Here is a 15,151-nt window from a genome sequence, read left to right on the forward strand (position 1 = left end):
GTTTTGATGCACTGACTGCACCGTATTAATGCACAATCAGAACTTGTAGGTCACACCAACAGAGAAAATGCCCGCCCAGGACTTGTCGACCATTGGGCTATCTTTCACTTCGTCGCTCAGACGCTCGTAACGACCAGTACCGTATACGTTCCAGTCACCGAGGAAGTTGTAGCTCGCGGTCAGCTCCAGGTACGGATCCCAACCATCATCTGCGCTGTAGCTTTTCAGACCGCTACGACGGGACTCGTTTTTAGAAACGCCATAGTAGTAGTCGTTGTAGTTCTCACTGTTGTACTGCACACCAATACCTGGCGTCAGGGTCAGCGCACCGTTGGTGTAGCGATAAAGCCACGCCAGATCCCAGATAAAGCCGTTGCTGTTATCCAGTGTATCTCCCGCCAGCGCGGTACGCAGGAAGCCATACTGGGTGTTATGCACATAAGAGAGACCGGCCATCATGGTGCTCTTACGCTTGTCGAGCTGACGCAAGGCGTGACTGTCACTGTCACCTGGTTTGAAGTGCGTCGGATCGTAGTAGGCCATGATGGAGAGCTTATCGGCCGTATCGTTCCACAGATAATAGCCGCCGCCCAGACCGCGGAACCAGAAATTATCGCCTTCATAGGTGACAACCGGAACGGGGTAAAGATCACGGTCATACTGTTTGTATGGGCTGTTAATGACGCCAACGCCCGCCCCAACCGTCCACTGACTTTCCGCCTGTGCGGTGCTAACTGCGGTTACGGCGAGTACGCCTAATGCCAGAAGTTTGAGTTTGGTCACAATCCATTCTTTCCTGTAGTCAAATAATCAGCGGGTGAAGTGTAACCGCCAGACCCGTACTTCCCCAAATTTTTTGCCTGCTAATCACTTTGATTAACCCGTTATTTTTCATTTTTCAGATGACAGGCCGTTTTCATTTATATGACCACCAGGTGAAGAATGCCCTTATGACTTATATCGGCAATGGAAATTTTTGGATGAGTTATTGATATGTCATTGAAATTAGATTTTATCGGCATGCAAGTTTTGCAAATGCCATCTACGCTTTAATTTAAGAAGAGTTTTCCTGAACACCCTGCGGTTCTTAGCGTCTGACCTGGCACACAGGTTGCTGCTCTGGCAGTGAGGTGCGAGAGATTCTCTTCCGGGAGCCTCCACTACTCATACGAACGGCTCTTATCCTGTGCTAAAAAACGAAAGGACGGCATGCCATGAATATATTCGATCACTATCGCCAGCGCTATGAAGCTGCCAAGGACGAAGAGTTCACACTGCAGGAGTTTCTTACCATCTGTCGGCAAGATCGCAGTGCCTATGCCAATGCGGCAGAACGGCTATTAATGGCTATTGGTGAGCCAAACATGGTTGATACTGCCCTGGAACCCCGGCTTTCCCGTCTCTTTTCGAATCGGGTGGTCGCCCGATATCCGGCGTTTGAAGAGTTCTATGGTATGGAAGATGCCATCGAACAGATTGTCTCGTATCTGAAGCATGCCGCCCAGGGTCTGGAAGAGAAGAAACAGATCCTCTATTTACTGGGTCCAGTGGGGGGTGGTAAATCATCTCTGGCTGAACGCCTGAAATCACTGATGCAGCGCGTCCCTATTTATGTGCTGAGTGCGAACGGAGAACGCAGCCCGGTAAATGACCATCCGCTGTGTCTGTTTAACCCGCAGGAAGATGCGCAAATTCTGGATAAAGAATTTGGCATCCCGCGTCGTTATCTTGGCACTATTATGTCGCCGTGGGCGGCAAAACGTCTGCATGAGTTTGGTGGCGACATTACCAAATTCCGCGTGGTGAAAGTGTGGCCATCCATTCTGGAACAGATTGCCATCGCCAAAACGGAACCCGGCGATGAGAACAACCAGGACATCTCAGCCCTGGTGGGGAAAGTCGATATTCGTAAGCTGGAAAACTTTGCGCAAAACGATCCGGATGCCTATGGCTATTCTGGCGCACTGTGCCGGTCAAACCAGGGGATCATGGAATTCGTAGAGATGTTTAAAGCACCGATTAAAGTGCTGCATCCTCTGCTGACGGCCACCCAGGAAGGGAACTACAACGGGACGGAAGGTATCTCCGCCCTGCCGTTTAACGGCATCATTCTGGCACACTCAAACGAATCAGAATGGGTGACCTTCCGTAACAACAAAAATAATGAGGCGTTCCTTGACCGTGTTTATATCGTCAAAGTGCCTTATTGCCTGCGGATCTCTGAAGAGATCAAAATTTACGAGAAACTGCTTAACCACAGTGAGCTGGTACATGCCCCTTGCGCGCCCGGTACTCTGGAGACCCTCTCACGCTTCTCCATCCTGTCGCGCCTGAAAGAGCCAGAAAACTCCAGCATCTACTCGAAAATGCGCGTTTACGATGGTGAAAGCCTGAAAGACACCGACCCGAAAGCGAAGTCGTATCAGGAATACCGTGATTACGCCGGGGTCGACGAAGGGATGAACGGTCTGTCTACGCGTTTCGCGTTTAAGATCCTCTCCCGCGTCTTTAACTTCGATCATGCGGAAGTGGCCGCCAACCCGGTTCATCTGTTCTATGTACTGGAACAGCAAATCGAACGTGAGCAGTTCCCGCAGGAACAGGCTGAACGCTACCTTGAGTTCCTGAAAGGCTACCTGATCCCGAAATACGCCGAGTTCATTGGCAAAGAGATCCAGACGGCCTACCTGGAATCCTATTCAGAATACGGGCAGAACATTTTCGACCGTTATGTCACCTATGCTGACTTCTGGATCCAGGATCAGGAGTACCGCGACCCGGATACCGGCCAGTTGTTTGACCGTGAATCCCTGAACGCAGAGCTGGAAAAAATCGAGAAGCCTGCCGGGATCAGCAACCCGAAAGACTTCCGCAACGAGATTGTGAACTTCGTGCTGCGCGCCAGAGCGCATAACAGCGGACGTAACCCGAACTGGACCAGCTACGAAAAACTGCGCACGGTTATTGAGAAGAAAATGTTCTCCAATACCGAAGAGCTGTTGCCGGTTATTTCGTTTAACGCCAAAACCTCAACCGATGAGCAGAAAAAGCACGACGACTTTGTCGACCGTATGATGGAAAAAGGCTACACCCGCAAGCAGGTTCGCCTGCTCTGCGAATGGTATCTGCGTGTGCGTAAATCGTCTTAAAACAAGTGCCCGGTAGGCACTCGCGCTTACCGGGCCTACAAAATGCAAGTTGGCAAATGCAGTACGGGGGGTATATGACCTGGTTTATTGACCGGCGTCTTAACGGCAAAAACAAGAGCACGGTGAACCGCCAGCGCTTCTTGCGCCGTTATAAAGCGCAAATTAAACAGTCTATCTCCGAGGCCATCAACAAACGCTCGGTGACTGACGTCGACAGCGGCGAATCTGTCTCCATCCCTACCGATGACATCAGCGAACCGATGTTTCATCAGGGGCGTGGCGGACTGCGCCATCGCGTTCACCCAGGTAATGACCACTTCGTTCAGAACGACAGAATTGAGCGTCCTCAGGGCGGCGGCGGTGGTTCAGGAAGCGGTCAGGGACAGGCCAGCCAGGATGGTGAAGGTCAGGACGAGTTTGTCTTCCAGATTTCGAAAGATGAATATCTCGACCTGCTGTTTGAGGATCTGGCGCTACCGAATCTGAGAAAGAATCAGCATCGTCAGCTTAACGAGTACAAAACCCATCGCGCGGGCTATACCGCCAATGGCGTACCCGCCAATATCAGCGTCGTGCGTTCATTGCAGAATTCACTGGCGCGACGCACGGCCATGACGGCAGGTAAACGTCGCGAACTGCGCGAACTCGAAAGCAACCTGAAAGTCGTGGAAAACACGGAACCGGCACAACTGCTGGAAGAGGAGCGCCTGCGTAAAGAGATTGCTGAGTTGAGGGCGAAGATCGATCGGGTGCCGTTTATCGACACCTTCGACCTGCGCTACAAGAACTACGAAAAACGTCCGGAGCCGTCCAGCCAGGCCGTGATGTTCTGTCTGATGGACGTCTCCGGTTCAATGGACCAGGCCACCAAAGATATGGCGAAGCGTTTTTATATTCTGCTCTACCTGTTCCTGAGCAGAACCTATAAGAACGTGGAGGTGGTCTATATTCGCCACCACACGCAGGCCAAAGAGGTGGATGAGCATGAGTTCTTCTACTCCCAGGAGACCGGGGGAACCATTGTATCAAGCGCACTGAAGCTAATGGATGAAGTGGTAAAAGAGCGTTACGACCCGGCGCAGTGGAACATTTATGCCGCGCAGGCCTCGGATGGCGATAACTGGGCAGATGACTCGCCGCTGTGTCATGAAATTCTGGCGAAGAAAATTCTGCCCGTCGTGCGTTACTACAGCTATATCGAAATTACCCGTCGTGCGCACCAGACCCTGTGGCGGGAATATGAACATCTGCAATCTATGTTCGATAACTTTGCCATGCAGCATATCCGTGACCAGGATGACATCTATCCGGTGTTCAGGGAGCTGTTCCACAAGCAATCTGCAACCAGCAATGCCTGACCCTACAGCCAGCGAATTCGCTGGCTGTTTTCTTTCGACCCCGTTCATCCCGTGCTAATGTAGAAAACTGCATACTGAATTATCACCGGGAAAATCGTTATGTCTGATGACGTTATTGGGACAGGGACTCACCAGCAGCTGATCGCTTTACTCACCGAGCAGGGCGCGCGGTTTCGCGTCATGGAGCACGAGGCGGTGGGGAAATGTGAGGCGGTGAGTGAAATTCGCGGGACCGATCTCAGGCAAGGCGCTAAAGCTCTGGTCTGCAAAGTGAAGGGAAACGGTGTAAAAAAACACGTTCTGGCGATCCTGGCCGCCGATCTGCAGGCCGACCTGAGCCAGCTTGCCAGCCATTTTGGCGGATTAAAAGCGTCGCTCGCCAGCCCGGCCGAAGTTGATACTCTGACCGCCTGCGTTTTCGGCGCTATCCCGCCTTTCAGCTTCCATCCCGATCTGACGCTGGTTGCCGACCCGCTGCTGTTCGAGCGTTTTGACGAGATCGCGTTCAACGCCGGTCTGCTGGATAAATCTGTGATTATGGATACCCAGGATTATCTGCGTATCGCCCGTCCTGAGCTTGTGACGTTCCATAAGGCCTAATCACACAGGCTGGCATTTCTGTCAGCCTTTTCTTTCCAGAAACAGAACAGAGGCAACGAGAATAACGGCAATTGCGAAAAACGACGATGAGATAATTAGCGTCTCAACAAACATGTGATCGTTCATGATAGCGACCCCTTTTGCGATTTCTGTCTTCGTTTTAATCCGCGTAAATGACAAGGTTATGACAGTGATGAGATCTTTTAAAAACTGTCCTCCGCCGTTTTTCCGCGTAAAGTAAGCAGGATGATTTTTTTGGCAAGGATTCCCTATGTTTGACCCTACTCTGCTCATTCTTCTGGCGCTCGCCGCGCTCGGCTTTATCAGCCATAACACCACCGTCGCCATCTCGATTCTGGTGCTTATCATCGTGCGCGTGACGCCCTTAAACACCTTTTTCCCGTGGATAGAAAAACAAGGCCTCACTATCGGGATAATCATCCTTACCATTGGTGTGATGGCTCCCATTGCCAGCGGTACGCTGCCTGCCTCAACGCTGCTGCACTCGTTTGTAAACTGGAAATCGCTGGTGGCGATTGCGGTCGGTATTTTTGTCTCGTGGTTGGGGGGGCGTGGCGTCACGCTGATGAGCAGTCAGCCCTCGCTGGTGGCGGGTCTGCTGGTGGGAACCGTGCTGGGTGTAGCGCTTTTTCGCGGCGTGCCAGTGGGCCCGCTGATTGCAGCGGGGCTGGTCTCACTGTTTATTGGGAAGTCGTAGTCAGGTTAGCCATATAACGTGCCGGTGTCTGGCCAAGCCCCTTCCTGAACATGGTGATAAATGCAGTGGTAGAGTCATAGCCCAGTGTCTGTGCCACCTGCTGTACCGACTTCCCGCTAATCAAATGCTGTAGCGCCACAATTAGCTGCAGCTGATGACGCCAGCGGCGAAAGCTTAAACCGGTTTCTTTCACCACCAGCCGCGCCAGATTGCGTTCGCTCATGGCAAAGTGGCTCGCCCACTGTGCCAGCGTCTGCCAGGCGGCAGGTTCTTCCGCCATCTTCTCACTCATCAGCCTGATTTTGGGATGAGGTGAAACGGGTAACTGCAAATGCTCCTGACGCTGCAGCGGCAGTTCATCAAACAGAACTTCCACCAGGCGTGACGTAGCCGCAAGATGAAGCTGCTCACGCGACTTTTCCGCCAGAGATAAAATCAGTTCCCGTACCAGGGGAGAGATTTTCAGGGTGCAGCAGCGATCGGGCAAACTGGCAGCACCGGGTTCAATGAATAAAAAGCAGAGCTGTGCTCCCGGCGTAGCCCTGTTACTGTGCGGCATCTGGCCGGGGATCCAGACAGCATACTGAGGCGGTACCATCAGCATGGCATTTTCCACTTCGCAGGTGATAGCGCCACCAAGGGCCAGAATCAGCTGTCCCTTACGGTGATGATGCAATGGAATATATTGTTCCTCCGCCACCACGCGGATGCGGAACGCGATGGCCGCATCGTGCTGGCTATCAGGATCGTAGCCATCCAGTCCCAGACCGATCATCATGTTGTCCGATATTAGCGATAAACTGTCATTTTAGCCTGATTTCAACCACTGAGAAAATCGGTATTGTGTGCCCTCGCTTGAACGTATGAGAACACAATGACAACTGCTATTCGCATCTCTGGAAAACAAAGCACGCTGTTGATTGCAGGCATCCTGATGATTGCCACCACGCTGCGCGTTACCTTCACCGGGGCAGCCCCGCTGCTCGACGCTATTCGCCTTGATTATGGCTTAAGCACGGCACAAACCGGTCTGCTGACCACCCTGCCTCTGCTGGCTTTTGCGCTTGTCTCCCCGCTCGCCGCAGGTGTCGCCCGGCGTATCGGCATGGAGCGAAGCCTGTTTATCGCCCTGCTGCTGATTTGCGCCGGGATTGCGGTTCGTTCCCTGCCCTCCGCAACGTTGCTTTTCACGGGTACGGCGGTGATTGGCTGCGGTATTGCGCTGGGGAATGTTCTGCTGCCGGGATTAATTAAGCGTGATTTTCCAGGTCAGGTAGCCCGTCTCACCGGGGCCTATTCCCTGACGATGGGGGTCTCTGCGGCGTTAGGCTCTGCGCTGATTGTTCCTCTGGCACAAGGTGACGCTGGCTGGCATGGCGCACTGCTGATGCTGATGGTGTTTCCCCTGATCGCACTGCTGCTCTGGCTGCCACAGTGGCGTCAAAAACACGTCGCGACGGTAACGGGCGCTGGGGCGTTGCATAATCGCGCGATCTGGCGCTCTGCTCTTGCCTGGCAGGTGACGCTGTTTTTGGGGATTAACTCGTTGATTTACTACGTTATCATCGGCTGGCTGCCGGCGATATTACTCAGCCACGGATACAGCGAAGCACAGGCCGGCTCGGTGCATGGTCTGTTACAGCTCGCCACCGCCGTACCTGGTCTTGCTGTGCCGTTGATCCTCCATCGTCTGAAGGATCAGCGGATAATCGCCGGGGTTGTGGCCCTGATGTGTGCAGTCAGCGCGGCAGGATTGTGGTTTGTACCTGAGATGGCAGTCCTGTGGACACTGGTGTTCGGCTTTGGCACCGGCGCAACGATGATCCTCGGCCTGACGTTCATCGGCCTGCGCGCCAGCTCTGCACACCAGGCTGCGGCGTTATCCGGTATGGCGCAGTCAATTGGCTATCTGCTCGCTGCCTGCGGTCCACCGTTGATGGGAAAAATTCACGATACTGCGGGAGACTGGCGCATCCCGCTTCTGGGCTGCGCGTTGGCTGCGGTGGTCATGGCCATCTGCGGTATGCTCGCCGGGCGTGACCGGGAGATCACGCCCCGTTAAACATTGTGGCGGGCCGTCGGGTCTGCCTTTTTTAGCCGCGCGCCGCGCGCAGCATCGCCTGTACCAGTACCACCGGGCGACCTTCCAGTGCCGCACGCTCATGCTGGAATAAGGTGATCACAAAGAAGGGGTGGGTAACCAACTCTGCGGCGCGGATCTCACCCTGCTCATCCCAGCCAGTCACGCGCATATCACCGTTTTCAAGCGCCTGTGCAAACGCCGGCGATACGCCATAGTTACAATGATAGCCCTCTTCAATTTCCGGCTTACCATAGGCTTTCGCGATCAGCGTGTTATTACGCAGCTCAATGGCATCGGTTTTTTCCACCAGCGAACAGGCCAAAGGTGCAATCACCATGGTGCCTTCGGTATCCGTTTCGGCATGTGCCGCATCGCTCCAGCCCAATACGTTACGGGCATACTCAATCAACGCATGCTGGAACCCACCGCAGGTACCGAGGAACGGAATGCTGTTTTCACGGGCGTAGCGTGCCGCGATAAAGGCAGCTTCCGTGTTTTTATAGGGGCTTGCAGGAACCAGCCAGATGGCATCGTACCCTACCAGATCTTCAGGACTGGTCAGTTCAGTCGTGGCAAGCCAGTCGTAATCGGCGGTGAGGTCGAGGACTGCGGCGGCGTCGTCAATGGCCAGCGGAATCGCCTGATGTGCAATAACATTAGGATTGTAATCGCCAACCAGCGCAATGCGCAGCGTCGTTTTTACCGGGAGGTGTTCCATTAAAGGTTCCTTATGCCAGGGAATTATCAGATAACATAAGGAACCTCAGACTACCGATCTTCTGCAATTATCACAATACCTTAAATTAGGAGGGTGGAAATATGATTCAATGCAAACGCGTCTATGAGCAGGCAAGCCCGGACGATGGTTATCGGGTTCTGGTTGACAGGCTCTGGCCGCGAGGGGTTAAAAAAACGGACCTCGCGTATGATGAATGGTGTAAAACCCTCACGCCGTCAAATGAATTACGCAAGGCCTTTCACGGAGAAGCCATTGATTTCGCAGCCTTCAGTAAGGCCTATCGTGAAGAGCTGGCGCAGCACAAAGAGGAAGGAATGCGCCTGGCGGAGCGGGCAAAAAAGCAGACCGTCACCCTGCTCTACGGCGCAAAAGATAAGACACAAAATCATGCCCTGGTATTAGCCGACTGGCTGCGCCATCTATAATCAGTCGATCATCAGCTCATCAAGGGTTTGCGGTGTTTCATCCGGGGTAAGCGGCATCAGGTGTTCAGGGCGAACAAATGCAAAGCCGTGCTGATTGTCAAAGGCGTAGACATCTCCCGTTACCAGCCATAGCGCGCGATCCGCCGTCGCGGGCAGTTCCGTCATCACACCATTGACCGGGTTAACGAAACGCAAGCCGGGCTGGCAAAGACCAAACAATTCAACGGATTTACCAATATTGCGACGGCCAGAGGCTGTGCGGGCACCGATGATCATCGCCATGCTGCCCGGTTTAAGCTGAAACATACTTCTCTCACGGTAAAGGTGGCCAGAAACTGGCTAAGAATAATCCTAAAGAGAAGTGTATCGCAGTCAATATGTCATTGTCACCTGGTGGGTTGCGGATGATCGCGACGATAAAGCGTCCATTCATCGATCACTTCGCCACCCGGTAACTTGCACTCCGTGCGGACACCCTGTGGGCTTTGAACCGGGATCTGTTCCCCGCCTTTCTCCAGACAATAAACGGAGGCCGGGTTTGCCATACCGACAACGTGAGGCGGTTTCGGGGCATCAGGTGGTGGTGTTTTGGTGGTGCAGGCGGCCAGGGGAAGTGCCAGCGCCAGAAGCAGAAATCTCATCTTAGTGATCCTTTTGAACTCATCAATAGTTTAAGGGTAACGGGTCACTCGCGCTTTCTCCATGGTTTCTCCATTTTAACTGCACTTTTCAACGCTATAGTGTGGCGTGTTCTCAACATGACCAGAGAACATCATTCCGTAATCAAGATGTCTTTGCCCCGGTCTCAACAACGGGGCTTTTTTTCGCCTACGCCTCTCCCCCTGCATATATTAAATTTTCTATATTCATGTTTTACTATGCCAGAAGTCTAAAAATTCAGCATAACATGCAGATGCAGACGCCTTCTGCATGGGAGTCATTCTACGTCATGTCGGATATCATCCTTGCCCGTGTTTCAGAAACCCTCGCCACTGAACAATCCCTTGAAAGTCTCGTTCGTCAACTGCTGGAGATGCTGGAGATTGTGACTGATATGGAGTCGACCTATCTGACGAAGGTCGATATCAAAGCACGACTGCAGCATATTCTCTATGCCCGCAACAGCAAGCAGATGGAGATCCCGGAGGGACTGAGTGTTCCATGGGATGAAACACTGTGTAAGCGCGCACTGGATAGCAACACGCTATTCAGCAATGATGTTCCTGAACGTTGGCCTGATTGCGAGGCTGCGAAAGCGCTTGGCATTACCACCTACATGAGTATTCCTGTTCATCTTGCTGATGGTTCACTTTACGGAACGCTCTGCGCCACCAGCACGGCAAAGAAACCGCTCAGCGAGCGCGGCGAACAGGTTCTGAAATTGTTCGCCGGGTTGATTGCCCAGTACATTCAGAAAGAGTCTCTGGTGGCCCAGCTTCGGGAAGCCAATGCCGCGCTCATCGCGCACTCTTATACCGATGCCCTTACCCGCTTACCCAACCGTCGAGCCATTTTTGAGGATCTGACGACCCTGTTTTCTCTGGCGCGACACCTTAAACGTAATGCCATCATCGCGTTTATTGACCTGAATGATTTCAAACTGATTAACGATCGTTACGGGCATGAAGCTGGCGACCAGTTCCTGGTTGAAGTGGGCAAGCGTTTGACGGAAGAAAAACAGCAGGACGATATCATTGGCCGGTTGGGCGGCGATGAGTTCCTGGTGGCTTCTCTGAGCAAAACGGGCAATGAAGGTGATAGCACGCAGATAAACCTGCTAAAAACACGCCTCAGCGCCTGCATTGCGGGTGAATACTGGTTGGGCAGTGTCCATATCATTTACCCGGGAGCCAGCATTGGCGTTATCGAAGTTGATCCTGACGTAACCGATCCGGACAGTGCGTTACACGCCGCTGATATCGCGATGTATCAGGATAAGAAAGGAAAAAGCAAAACACGCTTTCTCACTATGGATTAACCCCGTACACTCTACGGCGTTATAGAAACCGAAACAGGTGATGATATGAGAATAGGGATCCTCTTCCCGGTCGTTATTTTTATAACGGCTGTGGTTTTTCTGGCGTGGTTTTTTGTCGGTGGTTACGCAGCACCGGGGGCATAAATGAGAAAAACAACCCTCATTATGTTGATCGTTGCCATTGGGGCTTTTGCCGGTACACAGCTCGGCTGGTGGTAAACCCGCTACGTAAAAAAGGCTGCCCTCTGGCAGCCTTTTTCAACGCGTTCAGATTTAGCTTTTGATTTTTCTGTAGACAAACAGAACAACCAGCGCACCAATCACTGCAACGACAAAACTGCCGAAGTTAAAGCCATCGACCTTGCCAAAACCGAACAGCGTACTGATCCAGCCGCCGACGACCGCGCCGACAATCCCCAGTATTACGGTAACAATAAACCCACCGCCATCTTTGCCCGGCATGATCCACTTCGCCAGAATACCCGCAATAAGCCCAAAGATAATCCAGGATAAAATTCCCATAACTTTCCTCTCTGTATGGTTTTTGTCATTAAATCAACGACACAAAAAGAATAGCACAGGATCAGAGAAAGAAAATTTGTGATAAGCATCACAGTGAGAGAGCGTCTGTTTATTCACCAACAAAAAAGAGCGTTTCACATAAATTGTGGGGTTGCATCTTTTGTTGAGAAAGATTATCTTTCTCAACACTGAGTAGTTGAGTAAAAGACTCAAGTATTCAGTACGACATTGCTCACATTGCTTCCAGTATTTCTTGCCCACTCTTGAGTGGGCTTTTTTTTCTGCTCATACCCCAACAAAAGCGTACTGGTTACGGCCGGCGCGTTTTGCCTGATAAAGCGCCTGATCTGCAGCAATGATAATACTCTGCTGGCTACCGGCTATTTCTACAGCACGTGCAGTGGAGACCCCTACGCTTACCGTTACCCGCCCAAAAGGGCTAAACGCATGTTCAATTTGTAAAGAGAAGACATTGCGAATAATCGTCTGAGCAATACGCCGCGCCTCCTGGATATCTGCATCAGGTAAGATCAGCGCAAACTCCTCCCCGCCATACCGCGCCACAATCTGGTTATCACGGGTAAGACTTTTCCTGAGAGTGTCTCCCAGTAGAGCCAGGCACCGATCCCCTTCAGGATGGCCATAGTTATCATTGTATTTTTTGAAGTAATCCACATCCACGATCAGCACCGAAATCGGCGCACCGCGCGCTATGCAACCCGCAATTTCCGAGAGTATTTTTTCATCAAAACTGCGGCGGTTGAAAAGCCCCGTCAGCGCATCTTCAGAGGCAATAATCTTCAGCTCTTTGTTATCTCTGGTTTTTCGTGATAAATCCGAATACAGGAAATACGACGCCACAATGAGTATTACGGTAAAAACGAAAATAAGAACGGCAAGCTGAATAGCCTGCTTGCGCCAGGGAGAGAGTGCTTCATCGGTGCTGACGGCCACCGTGGTGACCAGTCCGTAACGTGTGTTTTTCTCATAGGCATAAATGCGTTCGATTTTATCAAACCGGGAAATAGAACTGGCGATCCCGGTATTTTGTACCTTGAGATATTTTCTGAAGAGAGGCGAATCAGAGACAATCGCGCCAATATAGTTATTTTTAAAGGGATAACGGACCAGCAAGACGCCTGACTGTGTCGTTAAGCCAATGACGCCAGAATGACCAATATTAATCTGCCCGTAGAGCGCCAGAAAGTTTTCGATGCCCAGTGTCACAACGACGACACCATTAAACGCTCCGGTATGGGTTTCAAGGCGTCGACTAATGGTGATAACCCATTTACCATTAGTTCTGCTTACCACAGGCTCACCAATAAAAATCTGCTGACTCTTATTATTCTTGTGGTAGATAAAAAAAGCCCTGTCCGCTCCTTTCCGGGGGCCAGAAAAAGTTTCGTGCAATGCGGTAAAGAGTTCGCCCCGGACGTCGTAAACAACCACATTATTAATCTGGGTAAGGAGATTATCCTGGTTGCTTATCATCCGCTGGATATTGGTCGCCTGTTCTGGGGTCATGCCATAAATTTCGATTATGTCGGAAACAGTCGTAATCAGCATTTCGCTTTGGCGCATGATCCCCTCAGTATACACATCCAGGGTATGACTCAGGTTGGCAACACTGGTATTAATTTGCTGGATTGACTGCTGTCTGGATGTGCTAATTTGGACAGCAAGCGAAAGCGAGATGATCAATGAGACAATGATGACGGTAATGGTTGTTGTGTAGAAAGTATTTTTTACATGCACAAGCTTTTCCACCTTATCACGCCTGACATCCCTGGCTGACAACTCTTGTCACTGTAACAAAGCTCAGGATAAGAGGAAAATGAATTGCACTTAAGCATACAACAGAAGCTGGCCTTAATTGCATTTTACAAACTCATAGTCTCCCTGGGCTTAGATAAAATGACTTTAATAAAGTCAATATAGGAGACGGGCTTACCAAAATAGTATCCCTGCAAAAGGGTAATCTCATTACGGTTGAGATACTCCAGTTGCTCCCTCGTTTCTACGCCTTCAGCCACAATGCGCAATGACAGTTTTTTAGCCAGATCAATGACGCAGTCCAGCAGAATCGTTGAATCCTTCTCCTCAGAGACCCGGTTTACAAAGCTCTTATCAATTTTAATATAATCAATGGCCAGCGCATTAAGGCACGAAAGCCCTGAATAGCCCGTCCCAAAATCATCCAGTGCAATGACAAAGCCAGCGTTATGTAGCGTGTTGAGATTTTCCACAAGATGAGGATTATCGATCAACGGTTCACGCTCCGTCACCTCGAGGACCAGTTTAACTTCTTTCCCCTGAAACCCCTTTCCGAAGACACGACAGTCACCAATAAAAGAAGGTGCATTGATATGTCTGGCGCTGATGTTAACCCCGATGTGAAACCCGTCTGGTAGCTTAGGCAGAAGCGGCTTTAGCTGGTTGACCACCTTCGCCATTAACCCTTTGGTCAGAGGAATAATCAAACCGCTCCGTTCCGCAATCGGAATGAAAACATCCGGCGGGATAAAACCCGATTTTGGATGCTTCCATCTTGCTAATACCTCAACACCGTACAGCCCACCGGTATCACCATTGACGATCGGCTGATAATAAGGAACGATCTCTCCGTGCAAAATGGCTTTCCGCAGATCGTCTTCAAATGAGGAGCTTTTCCCCTTGTAACGGCGGATCAAAAATCCAACCGTAACGGACAATGCGAGAATGAGCAGTATCAGGCTCCATCCTTGTTGCAGTAATCGCGTCAGACTGAAAAAAGCGGGTGGCTGCCAGACCACGCTAAACGGGAAATGCGCCGATGCCGTTAACGCCCCTGCCCATGAGGCGGCTTTCCAGTCCCTCACATCACCGGTGCGCGCAAGCATTCTTTCACCCACAACCAACGCCATGTCAGCGCTATTTGTTGCGCTTGCAATCACATCCCGCAAATGTGCGTCACTTACGCTGACAATCACGCGCCCATCCGCGATCGACATCTGGAAAATGAGAACCGGAATACCATTCACCAGTCGATTACCCGGTAACAGCATCAATGTTTCGTTGGGTAACGTTTGAGGACGAACAATTAATACGCCATTTCCCGGCAGTGAGGTACAAATGATTTGGCCTTGCTGCTGGATCATCACGGCACGCAGATGCGGTTTCAGTGCGGCTTCTGTCCCCAGCTCCAGCTGTCCGTCACGGGTACATCCCTGTGCAGCAACATGCTTAGCGGTATTGGCGGCACTGACAGCTTCAGCAAGAATATTATCTATTTTTTGAGTGCTTGCGGCGGCGGTCTGGGTGTAACCGAGTGTAGCCATATGCCATAACTGCCAGTTAATAATTAACATGCCACTCAGAAAGAGAAATAAAGCGCAGAGGATGGGCATCATAAGGTTGCGCATGATTTTTCCTTACCAGAAAAACAAGTAGGGTTCCTGAAAAAGGCGCTATGTTTAACTCAGCGTTGCATATAGCATTAAAAATAGCTTAGTCAAAAGCTATCTTAAAAAACTGATGCTTTTGCATGAGTTATCGTTCTGAATGTGATCAACGGGCGTGACTATCAGGCTTGTGCCT

General features: G+C 51.3%; 17 protein-coding genes. 8 read left to right on the forward strand and 9 right to left on the reverse strand.

Annotated features, from left to right (window positions below):
- Positions 1 to 36: 36 nt before the first annotated feature.
- Entirely contained in the window at positions 37 to 783 is a 747-nt protein-coding gene (locus JGF26_RS01105) for a MipA/OmpV family protein (protein ID WP_028017180.1), read from the reverse strand.
- A gap of 431 nt (positions 784 to 1,214) precedes the next feature.
- Here JGF26_RS01105 and yeaG point away from each other — a divergent pair, with 431 nt between their 5' ends.
- The 3 genes from yeaG to JGF26_RS01120 all read left to right on the forward strand — a co-directional run bounded on the left by yeaG (position 1,215) and on the right by JGF26_RS01120 (position 5,107).
- A complete protein-coding gene (yeaG, locus tag JGF26_RS01110; RefSeq protein WP_028018993.1) occupies positions 1,215 to 3,149 on the forward strand; it encodes a protein kinase YeaG in 1,935 nt (644 codons plus the stop codon).
- 74 nt (positions 3,150 to 3,223) lie between these two features.
- On the forward strand, positions 3,224 to 4,507 hold the full coding sequence (locus tag JGF26_RS01115) for a YeaH/YhbH family protein (protein ID WP_028018994.1): 1,284 nt from the start codon (positions 3,224 to 3,226) through the stop codon (positions 4,505 to 4,507).
- A gap of 99 nt (positions 4,508 to 4,606) precedes the next feature.
- A complete protein-coding gene (locus JGF26_RS01120) occupies positions 4,607 to 5,107 on the forward strand; it encodes a YbaK/prolyl-tRNA synthetase associated domain-containing protein (RefSeq protein WP_028018995.1) in 501 nt (166 codons plus the stop codon).
- Between the two features lie 21 nt (positions 5,108 to 5,128).
- Here JGF26_RS01120 and yoaI read toward each other — a convergent pair whose 3' ends face one another.
- Positions 5,129 to 5,233 (reverse strand): small membrane protein YoaI, encoded by a 105-nt coding sequence (gene yoaI, locus JGF26_RS01125; protein WP_010430055.1) that lies wholly within the window; start codon positions 5,231 to 5,233, stop codon positions 5,129 to 5,131.
- Positions 5,234 to 5,378: 145 nt separating this feature from the next.
- Here yoaI and JGF26_RS01130 point away from each other — a divergent pair, with 145 nt between their 5' ends.
- Complete coding sequence (locus JGF26_RS01130) at positions 5,379 to 5,825, forward strand: DUF441 domain-containing protein (protein ID WP_008500737.1); 447 nt, start codon at positions 5,379 to 5,381, stop codon at positions 5,823 to 5,825.
- Here the strand turns inward: JGF26_RS01130 and JGF26_RS01135 are convergent.
- On the reverse strand, positions 5,809 to 6,600 hold the full coding sequence (locus JGF26_RS01135) for a helix-turn-helix transcriptional regulator (RefSeq protein WP_134707647.1): 792 nt from the start codon (positions 6,598 to 6,600) through the stop codon (positions 5,809 to 5,811). The genes JGF26_RS01130 and JGF26_RS01135 overlap by 17 nt on opposite strands.
- 99 nt (positions 6,601 to 6,699) lie before the next feature.
- Between JGF26_RS01135 and JGF26_RS01140 the strand changes: the two genes are divergently transcribed.
- Positions 6,700 to 7,887 carry a CynX/NimT family MFS transporter gene (locus JGF26_RS01140; protein WP_134707555.1) on the forward strand — a complete coding sequence of 396 codons (1,188 nt, stop codon included), beginning with the start codon at positions 6,700 to 6,702 and terminating at the stop codon, positions 7,885 to 7,887.
- 31 nt (positions 7,888 to 7,918) lie between these two features.
- Here JGF26_RS01140 and JGF26_RS01145 read toward each other — a convergent pair whose 3' ends face one another.
- Complete coding sequence (locus tag JGF26_RS01145) at positions 7,919 to 8,626, reverse strand: CTP synthase (RefSeq protein WP_128348725.1); 708 nt, start codon at positions 8,624 to 8,626, stop codon at positions 7,919 to 7,921.
- A 101-nt stretch (positions 8,627 to 8,727) separates the two neighbouring features.
- Between JGF26_RS01145 and JGF26_RS01150 the strand changes: the two genes are divergently transcribed.
- Positions 8,728 to 9,072, forward strand: a complete 345-nt coding sequence (locus JGF26_RS01150; RefSeq protein WP_134707554.1) for a DUF488 domain-containing protein — start codon at positions 8,728 to 8,730, stop codon at positions 9,070 to 9,072.
- Here the strand turns inward: JGF26_RS01150 and JGF26_RS01155 are convergent, their stop codons facing one another.
- Complete coding sequence (locus JGF26_RS01155; protein ID WP_028019000.1) at positions 9,073 to 9,378, reverse strand: hypothetical protein; 306 nt, start codon at positions 9,376 to 9,378, stop codon at positions 9,073 to 9,075. It abuts the gene before it with no gap.
- Positions 9,379 to 9,458: 80 nt separating this feature from the next.
- Positions 9,459 to 9,713, reverse strand: coding sequence for a DUF333 domain-containing protein (locus JGF26_RS01160; protein WP_114978371.1), 255 nt, complete (start codon positions 9,711 to 9,713; stop codon positions 9,459 to 9,461).
- Between the two features lie 308 nt (positions 9,714 to 10,021).
- On the opposite strand from JGF26_RS01160, the gene JGF26_RS01165 reads away from it, so the two are divergent.
- Together JGF26_RS01165 and JGF26_RS01170 are read left to right on the forward strand one after the other, a co-directional pair.
- Complete coding sequence (locus JGF26_RS01165; protein ID WP_049007916.1) at positions 10,022 to 11,050, forward strand: sensor domain-containing diguanylate cyclase; 1,029 nt, start codon at positions 10,022 to 10,024, stop codon at positions 11,048 to 11,050.
- Positions 11,051 to 11,095: 45 nt separating this feature from the next.
- Positions 11,096 to 11,194 carry a YoaK family small membrane protein gene (locus JGF26_RS01170; RefSeq protein WP_014883431.1) on the forward strand — a complete coding sequence of 33 codons (99 nt, stop codon included), beginning with the start codon at positions 11,096 to 11,098 and terminating at the stop codon, positions 11,192 to 11,194.
- Between the two features lie 129 nt (positions 11,195 to 11,323).
- On the opposite strand, the gene JGF26_RS01175 is transcribed toward JGF26_RS01170, so the two are convergent.
- From JGF26_RS01175 to JGF26_RS01185, 3 genes are all read right to left on the reverse strand, one after another.
- Positions 11,324 to 11,572 (reverse strand): GlsB/YeaQ/YmgE family stress response membrane protein, encoded by a 249-nt coding sequence (locus JGF26_RS01175; RefSeq protein ID WP_028019003.1) that lies wholly within the window; start codon positions 11,570 to 11,572, stop codon positions 11,324 to 11,326.
- A 285-nt stretch (positions 11,573 to 11,857) separates the two neighbouring features.
- On the reverse strand, positions 11,858 to 13,330 hold the full coding sequence (locus JGF26_RS01180; protein WP_134707646.1) for a sensor domain-containing diguanylate cyclase: 1,473 nt from the start codon (positions 13,328 to 13,330) through the stop codon (positions 11,858 to 11,860).
- Between the two features lie 125 nt (positions 13,331 to 13,455).
- The gene (locus tag JGF26_RS01185) at positions 13,456 to 14,976 is read right to left on the reverse strand and encodes a cyclic diguanylate phosphodiesterase (protein WP_134707553.1); all 1,521 of its coding nucleotides are present in this window, start codon (positions 14,974 to 14,976) and stop codon (positions 13,456 to 13,458) included.
- Positions 14,977 to 15,151 lie beyond the last annotated feature (175 nt).

The sequence above is a fragment of the Enterobacter sp. E1 genome, from assembly GCF_016809815.1.
GTDB classification, from domain to species: domain Bacteria; phylum Pseudomonadota; class Gammaproteobacteria; order Enterobacterales; family Enterobacteriaceae; genus Enterobacter; species Enterobacter adelaidei.